Origin of the sequence: Arsenophonus sp. PmNCSU2021_1 (assembly GCF_036919435.1) — a bacterium.
Lineage (GTDB): Bacteria > Pseudomonadota > Gammaproteobacteria > Enterobacterales > Enterobacteriaceae > Arsenophonus > Arsenophonus nilaparvatae.
Genome location: NZ_JAZHPL010000004.1, coordinates 109,108 through 133,696, shown reverse-complemented (window position 1 = coordinate 133,696; position 24,589 = coordinate 109,108). Strand labels below are relative to the sequence as shown.

The 24,589-nt window shown below is 42.1% G+C and carries 22 protein-coding genes and 7 pseudogenes; 24 read left to right on the top strand and 5 right to left on the bottom strand.

What is annotated here, in order from left to right; genetic code table 11:
• Positions 1-50 precede the first annotated feature (50 nt).
• The 3 genes from V3224_RS05070 to V3224_RS05060 all read left to right on the top strand — a co-directional run bounded on the left by V3224_RS05070 (position 51) and on the right by V3224_RS05060 (position 1,661).
• A complete protein-coding gene (locus tag V3224_RS05070) occupies positions 51-923 on the top strand; it encodes an IS982 family transposase (protein WP_334467716.1) in 873 nt (290 codons plus the stop codon).
• A 280-nt stretch (positions 924-1,203) separates the two neighbouring features.
• The gene (locus V3224_RS05065; RefSeq protein ID WP_334469001.1) at positions 1,204-1,386 is read left to right on the top strand and encodes a hypothetical protein; all 183 of its coding nucleotides are present in this window, start codon (positions 1,204-1,206) and stop codon (positions 1,384-1,386) included.
• Positions 1,383-1,661 carry a helix-turn-helix transcriptional regulator gene (locus V3224_RS05060; RefSeq protein WP_334468999.1) on the top strand — a complete coding sequence of 93 codons (279 nt, stop codon included), beginning with the start codon at positions 1,383-1,385 and terminating at the stop codon, positions 1,659-1,661. The genes V3224_RS05065 and V3224_RS05060 overlap by 4 nt, the downstream gene beginning before the upstream one ends.
• Before the next feature lie 1,118 nt (positions 1,662-2,779).
• Here V3224_RS05060 and V3224_RS05055 read toward each other — a convergent pair.
• Positions 2,780-3,502 (bottom strand): helix-turn-helix transcriptional regulator, encoded by a 723-nt coding sequence (locus V3224_RS05055; protein WP_334468997.1) that lies wholly within the window; start codon positions 3,500-3,502, stop codon positions 2,780-2,782.
• 599 nt (positions 3,503-4,101) lie between these two features.
• On the opposite strand from V3224_RS05055, the gene V3224_RS05050 reads away from it, so the two are divergent.
• The 12 genes and pseudogenes from V3224_RS05050 to V3224_RS04995 form a co-directional block, all read left to right on the top strand.
• Positions 4,102-5,130, top strand: coding sequence for a protein rep (locus tag V3224_RS05050; RefSeq protein WP_334468995.1), 1,029 nt, complete (start codon positions 4,102-4,104; stop codon positions 5,128-5,130).
• A 1,618-nt stretch (positions 5,131-6,748) separates the two neighbouring features.
• A complete protein-coding gene (locus tag V3224_RS05045) occupies positions 6,749-7,663 on the top strand; it encodes an Rpn family recombination-promoting nuclease/putative transposase (protein WP_334468994.1) in 915 nt (304 codons plus the stop codon).
• A 166-nt stretch (positions 7,664-7,829) separates the two neighbouring features.
• On the top strand, positions 7,830-8,702 hold the full coding sequence (locus V3224_RS05040) for an IS982 family transposase (RefSeq protein WP_334468992.1): 873 nt from the start codon (positions 7,830-7,832) through the stop codon (positions 8,700-8,702).
• Between the two features lie 25 nt (positions 8,703-8,727).
• Positions 8,728-9,627: pseudogene (locus V3224_RS05035) on the top strand (phage tail sheath subtilisin-like domain-containing protein); the annotation flags it as partial.
• A 14-nt stretch (positions 9,628-9,641) separates the two neighbouring features.
• A complete protein-coding gene (locus V3224_RS05030; RefSeq protein ID WP_334468990.1) occupies positions 9,642-10,007 on the top strand; it encodes a phage tail tube protein in 366 nt (121 codons plus the stop codon).
• Positions 10,004-10,327, top strand: a complete 324-nt coding sequence (locus V3224_RS05025; RefSeq protein WP_334468988.1) for a phage tail assembly protein — start codon at positions 10,004-10,006, stop codon at positions 10,325-10,327. Before V3224_RS05030 ends, V3224_RS05025 begins: the two co-directional genes overlap by 4 nt.
• 84 nt (positions 10,328-10,411) lie before the next feature.
• A pseudogene (locus V3224_RS05020) lies at positions 10,412-12,294 on the top strand (phage tail tape measure protein).
• Between the two features lie 34 nt (positions 12,295-12,328).
• Complete coding sequence (locus V3224_RS05015) at positions 12,329-13,651, top strand: DNA circularization protein (RefSeq protein ID WP_334468985.1); 1,323 nt, start codon at positions 12,329-12,331, stop codon at positions 13,649-13,651.
• A pseudogene (locus V3224_RS05010) lies at positions 13,648-13,808 on the top strand (phage baseplate assembly protein); the annotation flags it as partial. The gene V3224_RS05015 and the pseudogene V3224_RS05010, both read left to right, overlap by 4 nt.
• 195 nt (positions 13,809-14,003) lie before the next feature.
• Positions 14,004-14,735, top strand: a pseudogene (locus V3224_RS05005) (IS701 family transposase); the annotation flags it as partial.
• A gap of 19 nt (positions 14,736-14,754) precedes the next feature.
• Positions 14,755-15,141, top strand: coding sequence for a phage baseplate assembly protein (locus V3224_RS05000; RefSeq protein WP_334470302.1), 387 nt, complete (start codon positions 14,755-14,757; stop codon positions 15,139-15,141).
• Between the two features lie 173 nt (positions 15,142-15,314).
• Positions 15,315-15,854 (top strand): annotated as a pseudogene (locus V3224_RS04995) (phage baseplate assembly protein); the annotation flags it as partial.
• Here V3224_RS04995 and V3224_RS04990 read toward each other — a convergent pair.
• On the bottom strand, positions 15,851-16,198 hold the full coding sequence (locus tag V3224_RS04990; RefSeq protein WP_334468981.1) for a hypothetical protein: 348 nt from the start codon (positions 16,196-16,198) through the stop codon (positions 15,851-15,853). The pseudogene V3224_RS04995 and the gene V3224_RS04990 overlap by 4 nt on opposite strands.
• Before the next feature lie 47 nt (positions 16,199-16,245).
• Between V3224_RS04990 and V3224_RS04985 the strand changes: the two genes are divergently transcribed.
• The 4 genes from V3224_RS04985 to V3224_RS29755 all read left to right on the top strand — a co-directional run bounded on the left by V3224_RS04985 (position 16,246) and on the right by V3224_RS29755 (position 18,817).
• The gene (locus V3224_RS04985; RefSeq protein ID WP_334468979.1) at positions 16,246-16,815 is read left to right on the top strand and encodes a phage baseplate assembly protein V; all 570 of its coding nucleotides are present in this window, start codon (positions 16,246-16,248) and stop codon (positions 16,813-16,815) included.
• Between the two features lies 1 nt (position 16,816).
• Positions 16,817-17,215 (top strand): phage GP46 family protein, encoded by a 399-nt coding sequence (locus V3224_RS04980; RefSeq protein WP_334468976.1) that lies wholly within the window; start codon positions 16,817-16,819, stop codon positions 17,213-17,215.
• Positions 17,205-17,333, top strand: coding sequence for a hypothetical protein (locus V3224_RS04975; RefSeq protein ID WP_334468974.1), 129 nt, complete (start codon positions 17,205-17,207; stop codon positions 17,331-17,333). The genes V3224_RS04980 and V3224_RS04975 overlap by 11 nt, the downstream gene beginning before the upstream one ends.
• 146 nt (positions 17,334-17,479) lie before the next feature.
• The gene (locus V3224_RS29755; protein ID WP_442889892.1) at positions 17,480-18,817 is read left to right on the top strand and encodes a baseplate J/gp47 family protein; all 1,338 of its coding nucleotides are present in this window, start codon (positions 17,480-17,482) and stop codon (positions 18,815-18,817) included.
• Positions 18,818-18,827: 10 nt separating this feature from the next.
• On the opposite strand, the gene V3224_RS04960 is transcribed toward V3224_RS29755, so the two are convergent.
• The gene (locus V3224_RS04960; RefSeq protein ID WP_334467938.1) at positions 18,828-19,412 is read right to left on the bottom strand and encodes a gp53-like domain-containing protein; all 585 of its coding nucleotides are present in this window, start codon (positions 19,410-19,412) and stop codon (positions 18,828-18,830) included.
• A 164-nt stretch (positions 19,413-19,576) separates the two neighbouring features.
• Between V3224_RS04960 and V3224_RS04955 the strand changes: the two are divergent.
• The 3 genes and pseudogenes from V3224_RS04955 to V3224_RS04945 all read left to right on the top strand — a co-directional run.
• Positions 19,577-19,984, top strand: a pseudogene (locus V3224_RS04955) (recombinase family protein); the annotation flags it as partial.
• 2 nt (positions 19,985-19,986) lie between these two features.
• Positions 19,987-20,175, top strand: a pseudogene (locus V3224_RS04950) (ATP-binding protein); the annotation flags it as partial.
• A gap of 69 nt (positions 20,176-20,244) precedes the next feature.
• Entirely contained in the window at positions 20,245-20,814 is a 570-nt protein-coding gene (locus tag V3224_RS04945) for a plasmid pRiA4b ORF-3 family protein (protein WP_334467940.1), read from the top strand.
• A gap of 550 nt (positions 20,815-21,364) precedes the next feature.
• Here V3224_RS04945 and V3224_RS04940 read toward each other — a convergent pair.
• Positions 21,365-23,083 carry a terminase large subunit gene (locus V3224_RS04940; RefSeq protein ID WP_334468971.1) on the bottom strand — a complete coding sequence of 573 codons (1,719 nt, stop codon included), beginning with the start codon at positions 23,081-23,083 and terminating at the stop codon, positions 21,365-21,367.
• A 226-nt stretch (positions 23,084-23,309) separates the two neighbouring features.
• Positions 23,310-23,756, bottom strand: coding sequence for a phage terminase small subunit P27 family (locus V3224_RS04935; RefSeq protein ID WP_334468968.1), 447 nt, complete (start codon positions 23,754-23,756; stop codon positions 23,310-23,312).
• A 217-nt stretch (positions 23,757-23,973) separates the two neighbouring features.
• Here V3224_RS04935 and V3224_RS04930 point away from each other — a divergent pair, with 217 nt between their 5' ends.
• Both V3224_RS04930 and V3224_RS04925 read left to right on the top strand, forming a co-directional pair.
• Positions 23,974-24,225, top strand: a complete 252-nt coding sequence (locus tag V3224_RS04930) for an AbrB/MazE/SpoVT family DNA-binding domain-containing protein (protein ID WP_334468965.1) — start codon at positions 23,974-23,976, stop codon at positions 24,223-24,225.
• The gene (locus tag V3224_RS04925; RefSeq protein WP_334468962.1) at positions 24,219-24,569 is read left to right on the top strand and encodes a type II toxin-antitoxin system ChpB family toxin; all 351 of its coding nucleotides are present in this window, start codon (positions 24,219-24,221) and stop codon (positions 24,567-24,569) included. Before V3224_RS04930 ends, V3224_RS04925 begins: the two co-directional genes overlap by 7 nt.
• Positions 24,570-24,589: the final 20 nt, after the last annotated feature.

Here is a 24,589-nt window from a genome sequence, read left to right as displayed (position 1 = left end):
TTAAAATACTCTAACAGTCTGGTTAAAGAGTAGAGCATTGTTAAACAATTATGGAAAATCTTACTGAACTTTATTGCCTGATGGATGATTTTTGCAAAGACTTCGAGCCAAAAATGCATGAATATTTGCTGACTAACGGTACTAAGCGTCGTAGACGGTCTACTCAGCTTTCGTTGGCGGAAATGATGACACTGGTTGTGTTGTTTCATCAACTCCGATTCAGGCAATTCAAGGTATTTTATCTCTATTATGTCCGCTTATATCTCCGGAAGGAATTTCCTAACTTGCCATCCTATTCACGCTGTGTAGAGTTACTTCCGCGTAGTGCCTTAGCGTTAACGGCACTGTTTGAGTCAATTAAGGGAAAATGCACGGGGCTATCGGTTGCCGATTCTACTCCGATAGCGGTGTGTGATAACTTACGGATCCGCAGACATAAAGTCTTCAATGGGATAGCTGAACGGGGAAAAAATTCAACAGGTTGGTTCTTTGGTTTCAAGCTTCATGTAATTATCAATCATTTGGGGGAAATACTCAGTTTTCGACTCACACCAGGAAACACCGATGATCGGAAACCATTGCCTGAGCTGACAAAGGATCTTTCTGGTTGTTTGTACGCAGATAAAGGGTATTTATCGGCTTCACTGAAACAGCAACTCAAAACGATGGGAATTAGCCTTATAACGAATATCAAGAAGAAAATGAAGCCTATTAAACAGACTTGTTTCGACAAAGCCATCTTGCGTCATCGTTCTGTCATTGAAACGGTATTTGATGAGTTAAAAAATCTTTGTCAAATAGAGCATACGCGACATCGCTCTCCGGCTAACTTTGTAGTGAATTTATTAGGCGGACTGGTTGCATATTGTTTAATGCCATCTAAACCAAAGATACCTGTTGCAGGTACGTATCTTCAAGTATAATTGATAATGCTTATCCCGAACTCAGGTTAGCTATAGTAGCAATTAGCTAGAAAAATCTAGCATCGGGTTTGATCTCCTGAATGTACAAGCGGACTACCGCTTAATGCGGTTTTTTTATGTCTGAAAACCTAAATTACATCCTGATAATGGTGAGACGTAATGAGGGAGCCGTAAGGTTCGCTGGTTTCTTGTACGCCGGTAGATCAACCTTGTTACGTCTCACCACCCCGTTTGATCTCGGATTGGTGAGGTTTTATAACTTGTACAAGAGACCAAAACTATGGCTATTACCAAACCTTGCTCTAAATTCATTAATACCTACTGGATCATTCCTAGAAACTCCAACACGCCTTCTAGCAAAGTCTCATTCACCCGTAATGACCGTCGTATATTCAACGTGCTATTCAAAGAAGATCGGCTTATATGGGCTGGACGTAAGCCCGTGATGGAAGGAATAGCATGAGAATGTTCGATTTAACTAACATTACTGAATTACATGACGTGTTTCCAGAGCTAACGCCAGCACAATTTGAAACGGCAATACTGTTTTGTCTTGGATTATCTCAAGGGGAAATTGCTCATCTACGTTCTGTTAGCTATCCAGCAATAAAACAGACCTTGGAAGATATAAAAATTAAGTTGGATTTTTACTCACTCAATAACTTGCTTGCGATGTTTCAAGTACATTTGTTTATTTTTGCTCTAGAAAAATGCAAGGTTGAGTATCGAAAAAATTAACGAGTAAATCACTTCAAAGGCTCAATATTCTTTGAGCCTTAACACGTTTCAAAAATGATATCTATCTGAATAATTCAGAGTACGAAAAATGTAACTACCGATTAGTATCAATCGCTCAAGACATCATAGTACAAATTTAAAATTATAAAATTTCCGCCGCTTCATGCTAGCACCAGGGAAAACTTCAAGCCAGCTTCTTCCTTGCTGGTTTTTTTATGCAAATTTTTATTGGATGAATATCCCAAACGGTCAATTTGACCGGCAGTAATCAAATCAATGGATTACCCACTATGTTATTACAACTTTCTTGATAAATTGAATATCTTAGCAGGGGTCAATTTAACCACTTGTAGTAGATCAAAGGGTTAGAGGGTTGTTAGCAAATGTTAAGGTTAAAAAGAACTTTGTACGTAAATATTATTTACTCACATTCCTTGAAAAATGAAGCAAAGAGAACGTTACAAAACTTGACATCTAAAACTAATAGGTTGTCAAAAGTTGTCATGAGAACCCACCAAAACCCAACATTAAAAAGACTTTTTGAACACGTTAGGAATGCCGTTTTTACAATAGCTGTGAAGATTTTATTGAGGTCACTACGCGAGGAAAAAATTATAGGTAAGACTAAGAGTAGAACCTTATAAAACCTAATGTTCATGTTGAGTTTTGCTAGGTTCTAAATGTTTGGTACGCATAGTTAGTACGTAGCTAGAAATGCGTACCTGATACTTGTGTCATATGTAAACTCAATATTAGCCTCTGTAAGCAATTTTGAGATTGAGTTAATACGATTTTATGATTGAAAGAACAAAAACGCTGCACAGAGCGTTCTAGGGTGCTTAAAATTGATTTTTGGTACTGTTGGTAAGCCTAACTTTAAAAATACTTTTTGAATACGTTAGGAATTCATTCTTGTGTATTGTTTTTATAATGTTGGTCAGTTTTGAATTTTTTAGAGGTTACAAGTAGATATTTTGCATAGTGCTTATTTTTTAGTGAGCTGCTAATAGTATTAATGCGTTATATAAAAATTTTTAATTATATTCTTCATGCTTGTAAATACTTAACCAACATCAGGGAAACTCAAACCAGCTTACTCTTCATGGGCTGGTTTTTTATTATGCTAAAGGTATATACGGATTAGGATTAATAAATTTGTTAGGGGCATATTTATCATAACCGTTATTTCTACAATATTCTATCAGCTGATTTAATGCGCTAACGCCTGTTTTTTCATAAATGCTATGTAGGTAATTTTCTACTGTTCCAGGGGATATATTTAATCGCTTAGCAATTTCTTTAGCGCTTAACGATTGTAGAGCGAAGAATACAACATCAAATTCTCTGTCAGTGAATAAATCAGTAGGCTTACCAAAAGATAGCGAGTCAGGAAGTTTATTATTTTCTAGATGATACATAGAGAAGATTTCTAATTTTTTACCTCTTCCCACTATTCCGATTGATTTTCCTTCTTTGATTAGTGGTGTCACTTCAAGCATGAATGGTTGTACTATTTTATCCCGACCACCATAAACAAATGTGTTAAGTACTGGAATTGTTTTTTTATTTTCCATTACATTTTTATCGTTTGCTTGTATAACGTCTTCGAATTCAGACCAAGGGGCGGGGCATTCACTGTCTAGTAAACCTTCTATGTTAAATCCTTTAGGGAGTCCGCTATAATGGATCATAGTTTCATTAGCGTAGACAAATCTTGATTCATGATCTTTTATAATCCAAAAATCTTTACTTTGCTCCATGTATGCAATGAAAGCATCGAAGCTATTAGAATGAATATCTAGATCTTTATTGATTGAGAATTTCATACATTTGCTCTCCATAATATATACCGCCTTTTTTAACAATAAATAAACATTTAATTTTATCTAATTTAAGCATAAGAATGGTCGTTAAGTCTTATTATTTTTAATGCCGTCAGGCATGGAAGGCGATACTCAATAGTGACAGAGAATAACAATAGTTAAATCGCCGAAGCCCGCGAAGCGGTGAGAGATTGATATATTGCAAATAACCCATGCGTAGCATCCCTGCAAAGCCTATTGGCACGATATAATAGCGATGATGATGTTAATTGTCGAAGATGAGGTATTGAAACAAGGTTTGTTGATAATTTGATGAGTAGGCGTACTATGGATGTGCTCATACTACTGAGTCTAAAATAATATATAATTAAAAAAGTTTTACCTCGACGTTTAGCCAGCTTATCCAGTTGGCTATATTTTTGCCTTAAATTTGGAAGCGATTTGAGGGTTGAAATTTTAGCCTATTTTTTAAGCGATTTAATAATATAGAAACGTATTCCACGCTGTAATTTTGTCTATTATCCCTTGTAGTTACTGGCTTAATTGACTATTTGACAAGTATAAAGAAGCCTTGTAGATTTGTATGTGCTAAAAACAAACCAAACAAGGCTTTTTAAATGTCTAACTTCATTGTCAGAAGTTCGTATAGCATATGCGAACCGCTTAATTCTGTAAATACTAAAGACAGATCTAATGATATATCACTTTCAGAAATGAGTCCAAAAGATGCTAAATTTGATAAAATGAAGGGAGCAAGTGAATTACTTTCTGAGGTTTTATTGGGTACTGATTTCGATAAGTGGTCAGAAAGAATAAGTTCTTGTGCTGATATTTTGAAGTATTATCCTCATATTGATAAAGAGACAGGTGAATTTCTTATAAAATTAGTCGAGGTTTATTTCTGTCACTGTCGCCACTGTCCGGTATGTGATGGAAGAAGATCATTGAGGCATATGGCTATGTTTAGAAAATCACTCCCTAAAATTCTGAATGATTATCCTAAAGCCCGTTGGGTGTTTATGTCTTTGACAGTGCCGAATGTTCCTGTTGACTCTTTACGTGATGAATTACGGTTGATGAGTAAGGCTTGGAATAAATTTGCTAAACGTAAAGAGTTTAAGCCCGTTAAAGGGTGGATACGCAAAACAGAAGTGACTTGTGAAGCTAAGCGTAAAGATTATGCTCATCCCCATTTCCATTGTTTCTTGATGGTATCTTCTTCTTGGTTTCGTGGAGATAATTACACAAGACAATCTCGCTGGTCAGAAATCTGGGGTGAATGCATGAAATTGGATACTACGCCGATTGTTGATGTTAGAGCTGTGAAAGGAACTCCAGATACAGCAGCAGTGGAAGTCTTAAAGGCATTTAATTATTCGGTTAAGCCAGAGACATTAGTTAATAATCGTGAGTGGATGCTCGAGTATTTTAATCAGGTTCACTATCTGAAATTTATTGCATCAGGTGGTGTACTCAAGAATATATTTAAATCGACTGAACCAGAAACCGATGAGTCATTGATTCATGTTGATGGTGAATCTGAGCCTTCTGACGATGATGCTAAAGTGAGAGTTGTTTTTAACTGGCGCACTCGTGATAAGCAATATCGACGTTTCAAAAAAGGTGATAGCGGATTTTCGAGTTAAAAAAGGATTTTTGAAAACTTAAAATTTTGTATTTTGAAAATGCTATTTTTCATTTTTTTTATTGATAAAAATTTACAAATTTCAATATAGTTAAAATAAAGTTATGAAATGCTAATTAGAATATTATGAGCAAGTTATGAATTTATTAGTTCAAAATTTAATCTTTTTTTGAAATTTATAATCATCTTATAAGATGTTTTAAAGACTATTTAAAGATTTTTATAAGCGTCTTTTGTGACTTATTTGTTTTATATCAATGAGATGTTTATAACTATCTAGAAAACAGCTTATGAGCATCTAATCCCAGAGGTTAAAAAATATACTTTTTTTGCATATAATCCCATATTAACACGAGTTTCGCACCAATAAATAAACGCTCTATCTTTAAGTTTAATCCAGCATAATATATAAATAGACAGAATCTTATAAATCAAAAGCAACTTATTGTAATTTAATAAAATTTATGTGTTTTAGTAACTTGAAGATTAATCATCGATTTTAAGCCATTTCTAGTATTTTATACGCCTGTGCGAAACCCGTGATTAAAAGGGATAATTATGCAAAATTTATTTTGTGTGTTGTGTTGTTAAGTGGTAGAAAAAGCGGATTGGGGGCGGTGAATTTGAAAGTAATTATATGAATGTGAGTGAAAAGATTTTTACGCTTTTGGGGCGATAATATGCCTAATTTTGTTTTAAAATTCCAACGCACTTTGTTTGTTGAACGTTTCACAGGATATCAAATAAACTTGAAACCTGTTCACCATTTTTATTAAAAATTTTCAGCTGATGGAGTATACGTTATATAAGAATATACCATTTTGCAGTAGACGTTAAAAGAGACTCCTAGTGTTTTTATAAATTCTGCCTATTGATTATTCCTATTTATTTATGACTGCAAGAAGTTTGATGATGAGAAGCTACATCGTACCGCAGCTTTAGCGAGGAACTGTGTATCTTTGAAGAAGAAAACTGATGAAAGTTGTAACTATACTGGAATAGTGAATGCGTTGTTAGTAAATGTTAAGGTTGAAAAAAGAATTTAAACACATTGAAGGTTTAGCCATCATCATTACGCGATGAAAAATATTTAAACAGGATGTCGTTAGAAGTTAGTAAATACAGTGAAAAACAGCACATAAACAGGTTGTGAGAATGTTACAAAACTAGACATTCAAAATTAAAAAGTTGTAATGAGAACCCATCAAAACTCCACATTTAAAACACTTTTCTGACATTGTAAGAAATTTTATGCCTGTCATCTCTTAACATGCTTTTCGGGTACGTTATGAATACCATTTTTACAATTATTGTGAAGTTTTGCTAGGTTTTAAATGTTTGGTACGCAACGCAGTACGCATGGTTAGTACGCAATTCTAAAAGAACAAAAATGCCGTATAGGGCGTTCTAGGGCGCTTAAAATTGATTTCTGATGCCAGCGTGAAGGAGAACAGTAAAAATGCGCCGTAAATGATGACAGCGCATTGAATAACACTATTTTCTATAATTTACTAAAAAGAAACTGGAAGAAGATGAGAATTACTCTCAACAAAAATATATTATGATGTTGTGATAATCTAGTCAATCAAGTTTTTAGGTAACACAAGGCATTAACCTTAATGACTAAAAAATTTACCCCTACGCCCCATGATGCCGTATTCAAGCAGTTTTTAAGTGAGAAAGAGACGGCTAAAGATTTCTTCGATATCTGGTTACCAGATGAGATTAAGGCATTGTGTGATTTAGACAGCCTAAAAGTGGAATCTGGCTCATTCATCGATAGTGAGATGAAAAACTACCAAAACGATATCCTGTATTCAGTCAGCACCACGAAAGGAAGCGGATATATCTATGTTTTGATTAAACACCAATCCACCCCTGATAAGCTCATTGCATGGCGACTCATGCGCTATAGTCTTGCTGCCATGCAGAAACATTTAGAACAGGGAAATAAGCAATTACCGTTAGTTTTCCCTATCCTGTTTTATTGTGGTGAGCAAAGCCCTCACCCCTATAGCACGAATTGGCTGGACTGTTTTCATGACAGAAAACTGGCAGAGCATATCTACACCAATCCCTTTAAGTTAGCGGATGTCACCACGCTTGATGATGGTGAAATCATGCAACACAAGCAAATAGCGTTGCTTGAGTTACTCCAAAAACACATTCGAAGACGAGATATGACCGAGCTACTGGATAGCATTGTTAAACTGTTGTCGTATAATTATTATACCGATAATCAAGTTATCACTATGTTTAATTATCTCATCCAAGAAGGGAATGCTCAAAAACCAATGGAATTTATCACTGAGATAGCCAAACAATCAGAGAAACACGAAGGAGCACTTATGACGATTGCTCAAGCATTAAGACAAGAAGGCAGACAGGAAGGGATTCAAAAGGGATTACAAAAAGGTATACAAAAAACAAAGATTGAGTTAGCTAAACAATTTTTAGCTAATGGCGTAGATCTTAATATAGTAAAACTTTCTACGGGTTTATCTGATGATGAACTTGATAAACTTCAAAAATAAAATTTAACCGCTAAAAACATATTGATTATGAATTAGAACATTAGCTATAACCTGAGTTCGGGATAAGAAATAAAGAGAAAGTCTTGATATTCAAATAGTTGAATGAGCCTGTTTTGTTAAAATACTCTAACAGTCTGGTTAAAGAGTAGAGCATTGTTAAACAATTATGGAAAATCTTACTGAACTTTATTGCCTGATGGATGATTTTTGCAAAGACTTCGAGCCAAAAATGCATGAATATTTGCTGACTAACGGTACTAAGCGTCGTAGACGGTCTACTCAGCTTTCGTTGGCGGAAATGATGACACTGGTTGTGTTGTTTCATCAACTCCGATTCAGGCAATTCAAGGTATTTTATCTCTATTATGTCCGCTTATATCTCCGGAAGAAATTTCCTAACTTGCCATCCTATTCACGCTGTGTAGAGTTACTTCCGCGTAGTGCCTTAGCGTTAACGGCACTGTTTGAGTCAATTAAGGGAAAATGCACGGGGCTATCGGTTGCCGATTCTACTCCGATAGCGGTGTGTGATAACTTACGGATCCGCAGACATAAAGTCTTCAATGGGATAGCTGAACGGGGAAAAAATTCAACAGGTTGGTTCTTTGATTTCAAGCTTCATGTAATTATCAATCATTTGGGGGAAATACTCAGTTTTCGACTCACACCAGGAAACACCGATGATCGGAAACCATTGCCTGAGCTGACAAAGGATCTTTCTGGTTGTTTGTACGCAGATAAAGGGTATTTATCGGCTTCACTGAAACAGCAACTCAAAACGATGGGAATTAGCCTTATAACGAATATCAAGAAGAAAATGAAGCCTATTAAACAGACTTGTTTCGACAAAGCCATCTTGCGTCATCGTTCTGTCATTGAAACGGTATTTGATGAGTTAAAAAATCTTTGTCAAATAGAGCATACGCGACATCGCTCTCCGGCTAACTTTGTAGTGAATTTATTAGGCGGACTGGTTGCATATTGTTTAATGCCATCTAAACCAAAGATACCTGTTGCAGGTACGTATCTTCAAGTATAATTGATAATGCTTATCCCGAACTCAGGTTAATATTACCATTACTGCCATGAGTGGCGGCGCTGGCTCACCCGATATGGATAGCGTTATCAGCGCAATGGGTGACTTATTATTTGATTTTATTGGGCTGCCTTTCTCTGATGCTGCCTCTTTGCAAAAGATGGGCGCGGCGATGAACGACAAGAACGGGCGCTGGAGTCCCTATCAGCAGTTATATGGACATGTTTGTACCGCAAAAAAAGGGACGGTCGGTGAACTGGTCGCTTTTGGCGACACGCTTAATGATCCGCATCTCACCATTGCAGGCTATGAGAAAGCGACCCAAACTGCGCTGGATGAACTGGTTGCGGCACGACTGGCACGGTGCGCGATATTTTTGCGTAATGACCCAGCCAGACCGACCCACACGGGCGAGTTAAACGGGGTGTTACCCGCACCGTCGGGCAAACGCTTCACCTTGACGGAGCAGCAATCCCTGCTTTCACACGGTATCGCCACCGCCAATGTCGAAGGCGGCGTATTACGCATTCAGCGCGATGTGACGACCTACCAGAAAAATAGTTACGGCGTGGCCGATAACAGCTATCTGGACAGTGAAACACTCTATACCAGCGCTTATATTTTGCGGCGATTGAAGTCGGTGATCACCAGCAAGTACGGGCGGCAAAAACTGGCTGATGACGGTACCCGATTCGGTGCAGGGCAAGCGATCGCTACACCAACGGTGATTAAAGGCGAACTCTGTGCGGTTTATCGTCAGTTGGAAAAAGAAGGCATTGTCGAGAATTTTGATGCTTTTCGTAAAAATCTTATCGTTGAACGTAACGGAAATGACGCTAATCGAATTGATGTCGTCTTTCCGGCGGATTATATCAATCACCTGCGGGTATTTGCGTTAGCGAATCAATTCAGGCTGCAATATAACTAGGGTGAGGTGGTGTGATGACGGGCAAAAGAAAAATAGGTGGCACCTGCTATTTTAAGGTGGACAGCCAACAACTCTCACTGAATGGCAGTGTAGAAGTGCCGATGAATACGGTTATCCGGGAAGATCTAGTGGGTATTGATGGCGGTGTACATTACAAAGAAATCCATCGAGCGCCTTATATCAAAGCAGAATTTAAAGTTGAGCAAAGTTTTCCGATAGAAAAACTCACGACAGCAGATGAAATGACTATTACCGCTGAATTAGCTAACGGTAGGGTCTATGTGTTGTCAGGCGCGTGGCTATCCGGCGAATCTTCACATAATGCTGACGAAGGCACGGTCGAGATGGAATTTCACGGAGACGAAGGATTTTATCAATGAAATCAATAGCACTGAGTAAGCCGATTCAGGTACACAATAACAAGGTAACCGTATTGGAAATTCATGAACCCACGTTTGATCAGGTTGAAAAATACGGCATTCCTTTTAGTTACTCTGAACGAGGCGATATGCGGCTGGATAGGCGTTCAGCGCTGTCTTATCTGCCTGAACTGACGGGGATACCTCGCTCCTCGGCACAACAGCTAGCGCTACATGATGTATTTGTCGCCTCGATGATCATCGTGGTTTTTTTTACCGGTGCCCAGAACTTGGCTCTCTCAGACGACGATTCTATAACGTTGCCTGATTCTGGCGACTAAATCCCCTTGAATTACGCCAGCATCCGCTAAGCCAGTTCTTTGATCTGGAAGCGGAGGCTGTTCGCATCAACGAGGAGCGACAGGGTGGCTAATAGTTTTGAGTTAAAAGCAATCATCACTGCCGTCGATAAACTCTCTGCCCCGTTAAAGGGAATGCGGCGTGAAATGAAGTCCTTCAAGAAGGAGTTTAGCGCGGGAATGGCAGGGGCGGCGGCATTAGGGGCAGGGATTGTTACCGCAATGGCTGGCCCTATCAAGCAGGCAATAGACTTTGAGTCGACGATGGCTGATGTCCGCAAGGTGGTTGATTTTGATACGCCTGTACAGTTTAAACAGATGTCGGAAGATATTCTTAAGCTATCGACAGCATTGCCGATGGCCGCAGATGGCATTGGTCAGATTGTGGCCGCAGGCGGTCAGGCAGGGATAGCGAAAGAAGAATTAATGTCCTTCGCTCAATCCGCTGTAAAAATGGGTATCGCCTTTGACCAGACGGCTGAGCAATCTGGGCAGATGATGGCACAGTGGCGGACGGCATTTCGGTTGACGCAAAATGATGTCGTCTCGCTGGCCGATAAAATCAACTACCTTGGCAACAACGGGCCAGCCAATGCCGCGAAAATCTCTGAAATTGTGACACGGATTGGCCCGTTGGGTGAAGTTGGCGGTCTTGCGTCTGGCGAAATTGCAGCACTTGGCGCAACCATTGCAGGGATGGGTGTTGAGTCAGACGTGGCGGCAACCGGCATCAAGAACTTTATGCTGGCGTTAACCAAAGGGAAATCAGCGACAAAATCACAAAAAGTCGCGCTACACACCTTAAAAATCAGCCCAAAAAACTGGCCGCACAGATGCAGAAAGATGCGAAAGGCTCCATGTTGATGGTGCTGAAAGCCCTTGAAAAATTGCCTAAAAAAGATCAGATGGCATTATTAAATGATTTGTTTGGCTCTGAATCCCTTGGAGCCATTGCGCCACTACTCACCAACCTTAAATTACTGGAAGTTAACCTGGATCGCGTCGCCGATAAACAAAAGTACGGCGGCTCGATGCAGAAGGAATATGCTAGCCGTGCGGCAACCACGGCAAATGCTATCCAACTGTTTAAAAATCAGATGCATGTTGCAAGTGTCAGCATCGGGTCAATTTTTTTACCCACTATTGTCGAAATGACAAAGAAAATCCAGCCATTGATTGAACAATTTCGCACCTGGGTAAAAGCCAATCCAGAACTGATTAAATCCTTCACTAAGTGGGGTGTTTATCTACTGGGCAGCGCAACGGCGGTAGGCGTTGTCACCCGTGCTTTCAGGCTTTTTAACAGTGTGATGAAAATGTCGAGGCTAGGTAAACTGGTCACGTTAATGGTCATAGGCGGTGGACTTATTGTCGACAACTGGGAAACGATCGGCCCGATTATTAAAGCAGTCTGGCAAGATATTGATGGCGTTATTCAGGCAATCGGCGGTTGGGAAACCGTACTCGCCGGTATTCTGGTTTTTGTTACAACAAAATGGGCTGTCGATATGGTGAAATCGATTCGGCATGTCACCCGTGAGATGAAAACATTGGCTAAAAACAGTCCTTCTGGCATCAAGGGCGTACTGGGAAAAGCCGGGCTGATTTGGGGGATATCTATGGGCGTCGAACCGCTTGTTGACAAGGGTCTTAATGCGGTATTTGGGGGTAATGAATGGTTTCAAAACCTCAGGACAGCACGGGATTGGAGCGAGTTTGGCCGTTCAATTATTGGCAACAGTCATTTACTTAAAGATGATAAGGGTAACTGGCAATTTAAGGAAGATCCCCCTAATACCCTTGATTCATTTGGCAAAAACGAGACAAGAGACGGTGAAGTTAGGCTTATCTTTGAAAATACCCCACAGGACATGCGTGTCGCCCCAGTTGGTAATGCCCTACCCTGGCTGAGTTACGATGTCGGCTATAACCGATTTTCCAGACAGTGACCGCTTCGGCGGTTTTTCTTTTTAAGGAGGGGTGATGAGTCACTGGAAAGATAAACTACGACCAGCATCTTTTCGCGGCGTGCCGTTTCAGGTGGAAGACGACGAGGGGACTTTTGGACGGCGAGTACAAGTTCACGAATACCACAATCGGGATAAGCCCTATACCGAAGATTTGGGCAGAGCAACGCGGCGCTTCACTATCAATGCCTATCTGGTCGGTGATGATTTTTTCGAGACCAGAGATCGGCTTATTGCGGCTATCGACACGCCAGGGCCTGGAACGTTGGTGCATCCCTATTACGGTGAAATCGCGGTCTGTATCGATGGTGAAGTGAGAGTGAGCCATAGCGGACGCGAAGGCCGCATGTGCCGCGTCAGTTTTAGTGTAGTTGAGGCTGGCGAGCTTTCTTTCCCAACAGCAGGTATTGCGACGGGACAAACGCTAATTTTTTCCAGTTCAGCCTTAAACGATCGCATTGGTGAAACGTTTGTTAATGTGGGCTTAAAAGGTTTACCGGATTTTGCACAGGCTGGCGTGTTAGCACGGACTAAAAGCATGATTAACAACGTCACCAAAGCTTTTGACACTATTGATAGCGGCATTACCGCAGCATCAAGACTGCTACACGGTGATATTTCGGTACTCTTGAAATCTGGCTCACCCGGTAAAAGTGTTGTGGAAGCGATACAGCGGATGTGGCGTTCTGGCAGGCGTACTATTCAGGATGCCGCAACACTGGCACAGCAAATCAAGACGTTATCCGGTGTGACGCTGGGGCATGATTTAGCGCCACGCGGCGTCTGGAAAAGCGACAGGCCAAGTATACAGTCTGAACGTAGGCGCAGTAATCGTATTGCCACTTTGTTGCGTGCCACGGCCATCCATGAGGCGACGTGGCGATTAACACAACTCCCACCACCACGTACCGCCATGTTACTGGTTAATCAACGTGAGAAACGTCAGATACACGTCAATATTTCCCATCCCGCATTACACGCGGTTTCTCATGCGGCAGGCAGCCACACAGAAGGACTCGCGGCGGTCACGTGGGATGCATTGGTCACGGTGCGAGAAACCCTGAATCAGACTATCGAGCACGAACAGGCATTAACGCTTGATGATGCGCTGTTCCTTGCCTTGCAACAGGTGAAAACCGATGCCAACCGGGATATTGCAACACGACTGGCACAAGTTGAAAAAACGGTTACTCGAACACCCGAAACGGTGCTACCTGCCCTGGTTCTGGCGGCCAACTGGTATGACAATGCGGCACGGGAAACCGATATCACCAGCCGAAATATAGTTAATCATCCTGGCTTTATGCCAGTTAAACCTTTGAGAGTACCCGCAAGATGAGTAATCACGTGATATTGCGCGTCAACGGGCGCGAATGGGGGGCTGGACGCGGGTACAGATTTCAGCAGGCATAGAGCGGCTCTCACGCGATTTCAATGTAGAAATCACCCGCCAATGGCCTGGGGAATCAGGAAGCGTACCACTACAGCCCAGAATTACACGAGTTTCGCACAGGCATATAAAGTTCTAGAAATGGCTTAAAAGCAATGGTTAATCTGTAAGTTACTAAAACACATAAATTTTATTAAATTACAATAATTTGTATTTAATTTATAAGGTTTTGTCTATTTATATATCATGCTGAATTAAACTTAAAAATAGCGCGTTTTTTTATTGGTGCGAAACTCGTGGTAGTAAAAAAATAGAGATGGTCCATTATCAATATTCAGGTAATGAACATGATGTTATTGCTGGCATAGGTTTAGTTAATTTGCTTTGGCATGATCTGACGAAGGTTGAATCAATTCCTATCAATTATCGTATTTATGATAAAGATTCTGATGGAAAAACAAAAAACACGCACTTTTCCGAAATGCTCACTCTTGCTAAAAAAAGAGGGATCATGCCAGAAGCCGTAGTGATGGATGCTTGGTATTCTAGCCTGGATAACCTGAAATCAATTCGCTCTCATGGTTGGATCTGGGTAACCACGCTGAGGAAAAATAGGATTGTTAACCATAACAAACAACTGAACAAGTTAGACATCTCAGAAGAAGGAACGTCAATACACTTGCGAGGATATGGTTGGGTAACCGTTTTCAAATTTACAGCCAAAAACGGCCGTATTGATTACATAGTAACAAACAAAGAGAATCCCACCCGTCAATACCTCAAATCTATCATGGATGCCCGTTGGTCTGTTGAAGTTTATCATCGAGAAGTTAAACAAAACTGTGGTATTGAACGCTGTCAGGCTCGCACGAGCCGAGCGCAAAGAAATCATATTTTTCTCGCTATTTCTGCGTGGTTTGAACAACATAAACGTCGTATATCTGAAAAAATAACCCTTTATCAACAAAATTGGGACGTAATCAAAAGTGCTATTACTGAGCAAATCCGTGTTTTATTAGCGTACCCAAATTAGTTTTGTGCGAAACTCGTGAATTAAAAAAGGTGAACTTGTCGAAGTCCTCATCGGTCAGGATAAAGTCCTCACCGGCTGGATTGAAGCCACCCCGATACGTTATGACGCTAAAAGTATCCAGGTTGGTATCAGTGGTCGTAGTAAAACAGCAGATTTAATCGACTGTGCTGCGAATACGACGCTTTTTACGGGCAAAACCTTACATCAAATCGCGTCAGAACTGGCCAAACCGTTTAGCATTAAGGTCATTAGCCAAAAGACCCCCAAAACGCCGCTACAGGCTTTTCAGGCCGATTACGGCGAAACAGTACACGAAGTATTAAACAAGGCTCTGGGAAGCCAGCAGGCGCTCGCCTGGGATGACGAAGACAGCAATTTGTTAATTGCACGAGTTTCGTACCAATAAAAAAACGCTCTATTTTTAAGTTTAATTCAGCATAATATATAAATAGAAAAAATCTCATAAATTAAAAATAACTTATTGTAATTTAAGTAAATTTATACGTCTTAGCAAGTTACAGATTAATTATTGTTCTGAAGCTATTTCTAGAATTTTATATGCCCGAGCGAAACTCGTAAATTGGTTTGGTTGGCAATGATAAAGCCACTACCGCGCTGGTCTGGGGCGAAAATATTCTGAGCTGTGACACCGAGCAGAGTATTCGTGAACGTTTTTCGGAATATCAGGTTGCAGGCCAACGCTCGGGTGATGACGACGACTTCGGGGAAGCAACATTAACCGCAATCCGTGCCAGAGCCAGGGATAGCGAAATCAGGCGCTATCGCCCTCAACATATACAACAATCCGGCAATGCCACCGGGGCCAGTTGCAAAGCACGGAGCGAATTTGAAGCCAGGCAGCGGGCAGCCAGAACCGAAGAAACCACCTATACGGTGCAAGGTTGGCGGCAAGGTGACGGCAGTCTGTGGAAACCTAACCAGAGGGTTATTGTTTTTGATCCCGTGCTCAGCTTTAACAATCGGGAACTGGTCATTAGCGAAGTTGTTTATACGCAGGATGAAGGCGGTACGTTATGTGAACTGCGAGTCGGGCCAGAAGCCGCTTATATTCCACCACTTGAGAAATTGAAAGCACTAGAGGAAGAAGCTGATATTTAAAGAAACTTCATCGCAGCAATGGTCAAGCCAAACAGTGTAACCATCAACCCACCCAGTTTAAAAAGTAAATCTTTGCTTATTATGCTGATATCTTTACGTACATCTAGTATTTGTAATTCAACCTTTTCAAAGCGATGGTCCATGTCCTTACGGACATCAGCTATTTCTTTTCTAACATCAGATATATCACGCTTAACTTCTGCAATATCCGCTTTAGTTGCCACATCAGCAACCTCATGGGATTTGCGTACGACAAGCGAGATAGCCTTGGCTTGCTGACTGGTAAGTCCAACGGTTTGAAGCTCTTCTGATGCTTGTAGTGTATCAAATGCAACTTGGCCCATTCCACAATCTCCTGTTTTTCTTAGTTTAACCTATTAATGAGTGAATTATGCAAAATATTTTTTCTACTTTGCAGCGTGGCCTTGCGCGTCTCTGGTCACGGGCAGTCGTTCAAAGGCCGAATAGTACGCCAGCCTGTCAACAAGTAGATGTTGCAATGATAGCAGGCGATACAAAAGCGGGCATGGAATATCTCGAACCTTACGGCTTTACTTCAACGGCTCATTCCGGTGCAGAAGGTGTAGCGCTATTTCTCGCTGGCGATCGGTCACACGGCATTGTCATTAACGTTGCAGACCGACGCTATCGGCTCAAGGGTCTCAAAAGCGGTGAAGTGGCTATCTATACCGACGAAGGCGATAGCATCGTGCTTAAGCGTGGCCGGTTAATCGAAGCGACAACAGAAACGTTCATCCTGAATGCTAAAAACAAGGTGGTACTTAATACCGCATTAATTGAAACACCTGGTGCAATCAAGGCGGAGAAATCAATTACGTCTGCTGCGGAGGTGCAGGATAAAGTCGGTTCATTAAGCACAATGAGGAAACAGTACAACAGCCATGCTCATTCAGGCGATAGCGGCGGCATGACCGGCACACCCACTCAAGGCATGAAATAATATGATGACAGGCATCCCTATTCAACATGATGACCGATTAAACCGTGCGGTGATTATCTCGCTGTTCACCTGGCGACGCGCTGAACCGGATGATGACACCGATACACCATTTGGGTGGTGGGGTGATACCTGGCCGACGGTACAAAATGACCGGATTGGCTCTCGATTGCATTTGCTGAAACGCACGACCTTAACGCATCAGACGGCACAAAAGGCGAAGGAATATATCGCTCAGGCGCTCAACTGGATGATAGACGACGGTATCGCGCTTCGGGTTGATGTCGACGTGGTGCCCTCTGGTATCGATAAATTAACCGCAACCGTTATCCTTACACTACCTGACCATAACATAAAAACGATGACCATCAAGAATTTGTGGAGCGTGATCCATGCAAAATAGCGGTTTTTCGCGCCCGACCCTGCCACAACTGATAGACACCATTCGCGGTGATTTGCTCACGCGATTTAATGAAGACACGAGTTTCGCACAGGCCTATAAAATTCTAGAAATGGCTTGAAAGTAATGATTAATCTGCAAGTTACTGAAATGCATAAATTCACTTAATTTACAATAAGTTATATTTAATTTATAAGGTTTTATCTATTTACATATTATGCTGAATTAAACTTAAAAATAGAGCGTTTTTTTATTGGTGCGAAACTCGTGGAAGATAGCGTGTTGCGCCGTCTCGATGCCGAAGTCTACGCAAGAGTACAGGCCGCCGCTATTCATACCCTATACGGCTATATCGATTATTTAGCGCGCAATATCTTGCCGGATTTAGCCGATGAAGACTGGTTGACCCGACACGGTAATATCAAGCGTTGTCCCCGCAAAGGGGCAACCAGGGCGAACGGATTTGTTCGCTGGGAAGGTGTACAAAATGCCCTATCGATGCCCGCTGACACTGAAATACACCGTGATGATGGTCAAATCTACACCACAACGGCCACAACACCATCAGCAAAGGGTGTCCTTCGCGTGCCCATCGTTGCAAAAAGCAGCGGTCAGGTTGGCAATTGTGAGGACGGCATTGCGCTACGACTTGCTACGCCTATTTCTGGTTTATCATCGACCGGCTATGCCGATAGCATCAGGACGGGAACCGATATTGAAGACCTGGATAGTTGGCGACAACGCATCATGGCGCGCTGGTACGATACGCCACAAGGCGGTGCGGATAGTGATTATGTTCGCTGGGCGAAAGAAGTTTTAGGCATAAGTCGCGCATGGACACATCGACATAAAAACGGTATCGGCACGGTTGGGGTGATGGTGGCGAGTGATGATGTAGACCATCCTGCCCCCACACAGGAAATCTTAACCAAAGTCAGAGAGCATATCTTACCCCTTGCTCCTGTTGCCGGAAGTGGCTTAACTATTTTCCCCGTTACAGCAAAAACCGTTGGTTTAACGGAAACGGTAGATTGTGCAAAAAATGCCACACCCAATCAGCGTAAAATTAACGGCAAAACTCTCACTCAGGATGTGCAGCTAACTGCCACAGATGTTCATGCTGTTACACCCGAAGTATTGCGTGTCGAAATCCCGGTAGGTATTCCCCTGCCTTGGCCTGCTGAAAGAGCGCCGACCGGTTGGTTTATCTGCAACGGTGAGCCATTCGATAAGAAAAAATACCCGCTTTTAGCACTCGCCTATCCATCAGGAAAACTCCCTGATTTACGTGGTGAGTTTATTCGTGGCTGGGATGCTGGGCGAGGCGTGAATCCTAGGCGTAAGGTTTTATCGTCTGAAACTGCATCACTCGAGAGCCACGCTCATGGTTATCGGGACAGGTATTATGTTGAAGATGATGGTCCACTAGGCCACGCAAACAATAAAGAAAAAATGCCTGTAGGGTATAATGCAGATACAGGTTCACGTGCTACGGATGGAGATAATGATTCTTTTCTATTCATTGACAAAACAACGTCTAATGCAGGCGGTAGCGAAACCCGCCCGCGAAATGTCGCGTTTAACTACATTGTCAGGGCGGCCTGATAATGTTGAGTTAGTAGCAAACCAGCTCCCATGTTCTCGGCGCTTTAATCCCTGTTCTGGTATAATCTGCACTGATAATTAACGATTTTCCGACTATTTCGACATAAGTACCTAAATTGCCCTCGGGAGCAATACCTTTGTATTTTACCGTCGCGTTTGCCGAGAAAATGGCATGAGGGACGGGACAAGGTAAAGATACCGTATAAATCTGTCCGGCATTGAGTGGTGGTGTGATGCCCCATTGTCTGATAAGGCCGCTGTCACCACATTTCCACCATCCATTCGTAGCGAGGTGAGCTGTATTTTTTGCTCCTCGATTGTTAATCTGCATATTAAGCCAGCTGCTTAACGCCCCGCCCCAAATAGGGCCAGTTACATCACCATTTTCTTGATAAACCGCGGTTCTGCCGCCCCATGAGATATGCAAATTGCTATGAGTATTGATGGTTCCATCAATTTCTACACTCTTTAACCAATGCAATCGATCATTATTCCAGGAAGCTACTTTTGCATTATTAGCATAAAATGCCACGTTGCCATCGCCATTAGCCCGTAATCCTGAATCGTTATCGCCGATATGCACAGATTGGGTCACATGGAGGTTGCCATTGACGCTACCACCCGTTCGTTTATCCAGTGCATTTTTTGCACAATCTACCGTTTCCGTTAAACCAAGGTTTTATTGAATTCAGAATTTAGCTAATATTTTGACCAAAACCAGGCATAATAAGTCTTTTAGAGGAAGGTTAAGGGGCTAAAATGGCAAAAATAGGCTATATGAGGGTGTCAAAAAATGACCAAAACACCGATTTACAGCAAAAATCCTTGATTTGCGCAAATTGTGAACAGATTTTTGAGGATAAAATCAGCGGAAAAACAGACCAGAGACCCGGATTAAAACGTGCTCTAAACGCACTGAAATCGGGTGACACATTGGTGGTCTGGAAGCTGGATAGACTGGGTCGCAGCATTAAACATTTGATTACTTTAATATCCAAACTTGAAGATGAAGGCATTCATTTTCATAGTTTAACGGATTCTATCGACACCTCTTCGTCAGCAGGTCGTTTTTTCTTTCATGTGATGAGTGCCTTGGCGCAAATGGAGCGGGAGCTTATTGTTGAACGTACTCAGGCAGGTTTGGCTGCAGCGAGAAGCAGAGGACGAAGAAAAAAAACCGCTTTACCACGACGGCTGAACTTATGTTGCAACTCTCAACTGCAAAACGACAAAATAAGCTCAAACAATATCTATCACGTTCGGTGATGGCCCCGAAGTTATTGATCATAGATTAGATTGCATATCTACCGTTTGGGCGAGAGGAAGCAAACCTATTTTTCAATGTGATTGCCAAACGTTAGCAAAGACTTGAAAAATTTAGTGGAGTGTGAGACTAAAGAGACTGTATTTATTTAAGGGGGATAATAATGAGTGAATTTTCGGGAAAGGATTTATATCAAATAAAAATCACACTAATTGATAGTAAACCACTAATTTGGCGACGTTTGATCGTTCTGAAGACAATACCTCTTGATGAACTACACATGGTTATACAATTAGCTATGGGTTGGACAAATGATCATTTGTACAGTTTTGAAAAAGGAGATTTGCGATATGGAATGATTATGGACGATTTTAAAGAAACATATCTGCAAGATAGTACAGGTGTGCCTTTGAGCAAACTCCTTCGTAAGAAAGGAGAAAAAATGGTTTACTTATACGATTTCGGAGACAACTGGGATCATTGCATTTTGCTTGAAGAATCATCATTGCCTGATCAGGAATTACTCCAGCTCCCCATCTGTATAAAGGGAGCGGAAGCCTGCCCATCTGAAGACTCTGGGGGGCTTTGGGGATATTACCAAAAGCTCAAAGATATTCAAGATGTTGATAATCCAGAGCGTGAAGAATTACACGAGTGGCTAATGTGCGACATAGCTGAACGAGCATATGACCTTAAAACTATCAATCAGCGGTTGATTAATTTTTACTCTTGAAATATACACATGGAGTGTCCATAGTTCAAAAGGTAGCATTTTAAGTGCTACCTCTGAGACTAAGGTGAGAACATGAGTGCTCTATCGACGAGCAGTTTGGTTAATAAATATTCGCTATCTTGCCCTCGCTGGGACACAGCATCAAGAATTTAATCGGTTTAATCTCTGAATTGAAAGATAAAGGGATTCATTTTCATAGTTTGACAGATTCTATCAACATCTATTCGTAAGTAGGGCGTTCTTTTATGTGATGAACGCTTTGGGGCTAATGGAGCTTACAGCGGCGAGAAGCAGAGAGAGCGTATCGGCGGTAGGTCTTGCTCATTTATCTTATGTATAGGAACAGTAGGCTCAAGAATTACTTGAGTCCTGCCATAGTAGAAAAAAGCTTGTATTACTTTATCTAGTTTCATCGGCCATCATCTACAAATATTGTCCCGTTGATCGTACCACTAGAACAGACCAAAGTGCCTCCGATGAAAAATAACAGTGTAATTCCGTTGCACTGATGGAAACAAGAGTAGCTCACCATTTATCGCACGTTTTGGCTTCAAATATCGCACGCCGCATCACCATTAAGCACGACTCGACTCATCGCGGTAAACAAGGCAACCGGCCCATCTATTTTTGCTTCAGGGGTTGATTTATTAGGGAAAATGTTGTCGTTTTTATCGATTTTTACCGTGATATTCGACATCATCCAGTTCATTAACGGGTTTTGTGTGTGGTGCAAACGTCCGCTATAAACCAGCGCTTCTACCTCTTTCATGGCTTCTGATAAATTCTTTACCGTTTGCGGCACCTCAACCAGTGGCAAGCCCTCTTCAGCAAGTGATAAACTAAACTGGGTCGCACTCCACGGGTCGAAAGCAATTTCTTTCAGACTTTCGCCTGACACCCAAGCCTGTAGCGCTTCCTTGATTTGCGCATGGTCGATAACATCACCCTCCGTTAACGTGAGCCTATCCAGTGCTGCCCACTTGCGGTACATTTCTGCCATTTGGCGTGAGCAGCGCGCTAGCCGTCCTTCGGGTAGCCAGAATTTGCCATCGACGTGAATATGCCCCTCGTTCGTCCGCCAGACTTTAACTGCCGCACAAATGTCAATTTTGTTTGATAGATCAACGCCTACCCACAGTGGATAGGTGTTTAATTCATGTTGTGGCGCGATATATTTGCATTTTTCCCACTTGATCATGTCCATCCATGCTGATTCCGCCATTACCCACATATTCATGTGCTTGGTAAAAAAGTTTACACGGGCGGAAACCTGCTCTTGTGCTTTTTTTGCCAAGCCGCGTAAATCATCCCAGCGTTTACAGATACCCAAGCCGGGATTCGCTTTTAACCAGACGCTTTCATCAAAGGGATCGTCGTTTTCATCGAGCGTATAGATGATGGCAAAAAAGGTATCATCTTTGATTGCCCCTTCAACCTTGCTATCAACACCGCGCAATACCTTAATGGCGTAGTCTCGAAGTTCGTAGCAAATGCCTTCCTTGTTAAATCCCGCCGTGGTGATACCAAAAATTAGCGATTGCAGACGTGCACCGGTTGCTGTTTCCAGCACATCCCAAACATCACGGGTCTTGTGAGCGTGAAGCTCATCGACTATTCCGCAGTGAATATTTAACCCGTCGAGACTGTGAGCATCTGAGGATAGCGGTTGAAATCGAGAGGCAGAATGTTCTTGATAGATAGCCAGCTTATTAAATTCAAAAAAGCGTCCAAGTGTTAGCGGAGCCTTTTTAATCATGATTTTGGCGTCCTCAAATACAATCCGAGCCTGATCTCGCGTGGTCGCAGCGGAGTAGACTTCTGCGCCACCTTCGCCGTCCGCCCCCGTCATGTACAGGGAAATCCCCGATGAAAGCGTGGACTTGGCGTTCTTTCGCGCCACTTCGTTGTAGGCAGTACGAAAACGCCGTACCATCACAGGCTTACCGCTGCCGTCAGACTTGAGAACAATTTCACCTGTTTTCTCATCAACCAATGGGATAACAAAACCAAAAATATTGATCAGAATAAAGATGTGCCAATCCATCAGTTCAATCGGCTGACCCACAAGGTCGCCTTTGACGTGCGGGATAACTTTATAGAAATTAAGTACATGCTGAGCGCGAGGCTGGCTGAAATAAATGCCGCGCTCTTCGCCGTTTTTAAGGTCATCCAGAAAGCGTAGACAGGCCAAGCGGACATATTCACACGCCAGCACTTCGCCAGACACCACGCGCTGGGCATAGCGGATGCCTTCCGCAACCGTTGCCATTAATCCTCCCGTTGACTTAACAATGCCGCAAACGGATCTGCTGTCTCTGCCTCGCACGAGTTTCGCACAGGCCTATAAAATTCTAGAAATGGCTTCAGAACAATAATTAATCTGTAACTTGCTAAGACGTATAAATTTACTTAAATTACAATAAGTTATTTTTAATTTATAAGGTTTTATCTATTTACATATTATGCTGAATTAAACTTAAAAATAGAGCGTTTTTTTATTGGTGCGAAACTCGTGCCTCGTTAACATTGACCTTTGAGCGACTCGCGGGCGTCATGCCGAATTCTGCTTGCATCCTGCAAATACGCTTCCACGCATCGGCCATCATGGCGACTTGCGGATGAGGACGGATCATCACGCTGCCATCGGCTGAGGTTGTTTTATAAGAATCCCCTTCCTGCTCGATAATGTCACGGTGACGCCTCCACTCGATATAAGCACCAACCAGTAACTCAAGGGCCATGCCATCAAGAACGGTCATCACTCCCATAGCTTCTAGGCGTTCGCCAAGAACCTTAAACCAGTAGCGTTCTTGTTTATTGAAATGTTTTGGTGTTGGGGGGATCCCTTTTTCGGGTTGTGGTTCATTTTTATTGATTGCCCTTTTTGAAGGGTTACCCCTGACTAAACGTAGATGGGTCGGGGTTTTTGGTGGCCCTGACATAATTGAAAACTCCTATTAATCACGCTGTTAGGGATACCCATAAAAAGTTTTCTAACCTGCGGCGATGTAAGAAAGGGAGGCCATTCGCTCCTAACCTGTTGTTTATATAGTGATTTTACCTCCCCCCCATCTCTTTAAGTATAAACAATGTATAATTTATTTGATGAAAACCGCAAGAAGTTATACAATAGTTATACTTAATGTAGTGGAGGGGTATATGCGTGTTGCTATCAAAAAATGGGGAAATAGTGCAGGAATGATTATCCCTGCACCGGTCTTAGAGAAACTGCATTTCCAGATAGGACAAGAGCTTGTTGTGGAGGTCAGAGGCAATGAATTGGTGCTTAAAGCAGGGAAGCCTAAGTATTTGTTAACAGATCTCATTAGGAAATGCGATTTTGATGCTGATCCTGTCTCAGATATAGATATCTGGAAAGAAAGTGCTCCTAAAGGAAATGAAGTATGGTGAAGCGCCCAGGCTTTCAACGTGGTGATATCGTCTCTGTTACCTTCAATCCTGTTGTAGGGCGTGAAGAGCAAGGAATAGAGCGGCCTGCTTTGGTGTTAAGTACGAAGGAATTTAATCAGCTCGGCACCGCGCTTGTTGCCCCGATCACTCAGGGAGGGCACTTTGCTCGCGAGGCGGGATTCGCTGTATCATTGTCTGGCACTGGCATACGTACGCAGGGTGTTGCGCTGATTAATCACATTCGCATGCTCGATTTAACGGCTCGCTCGGCTAAAATTATTGAAAATGCGCCGAAAGAAGTGATCGACGAGGCTCTCGCTATTTTACAAGCAATCATCGATTGAATAATAAATCTACTTTGATT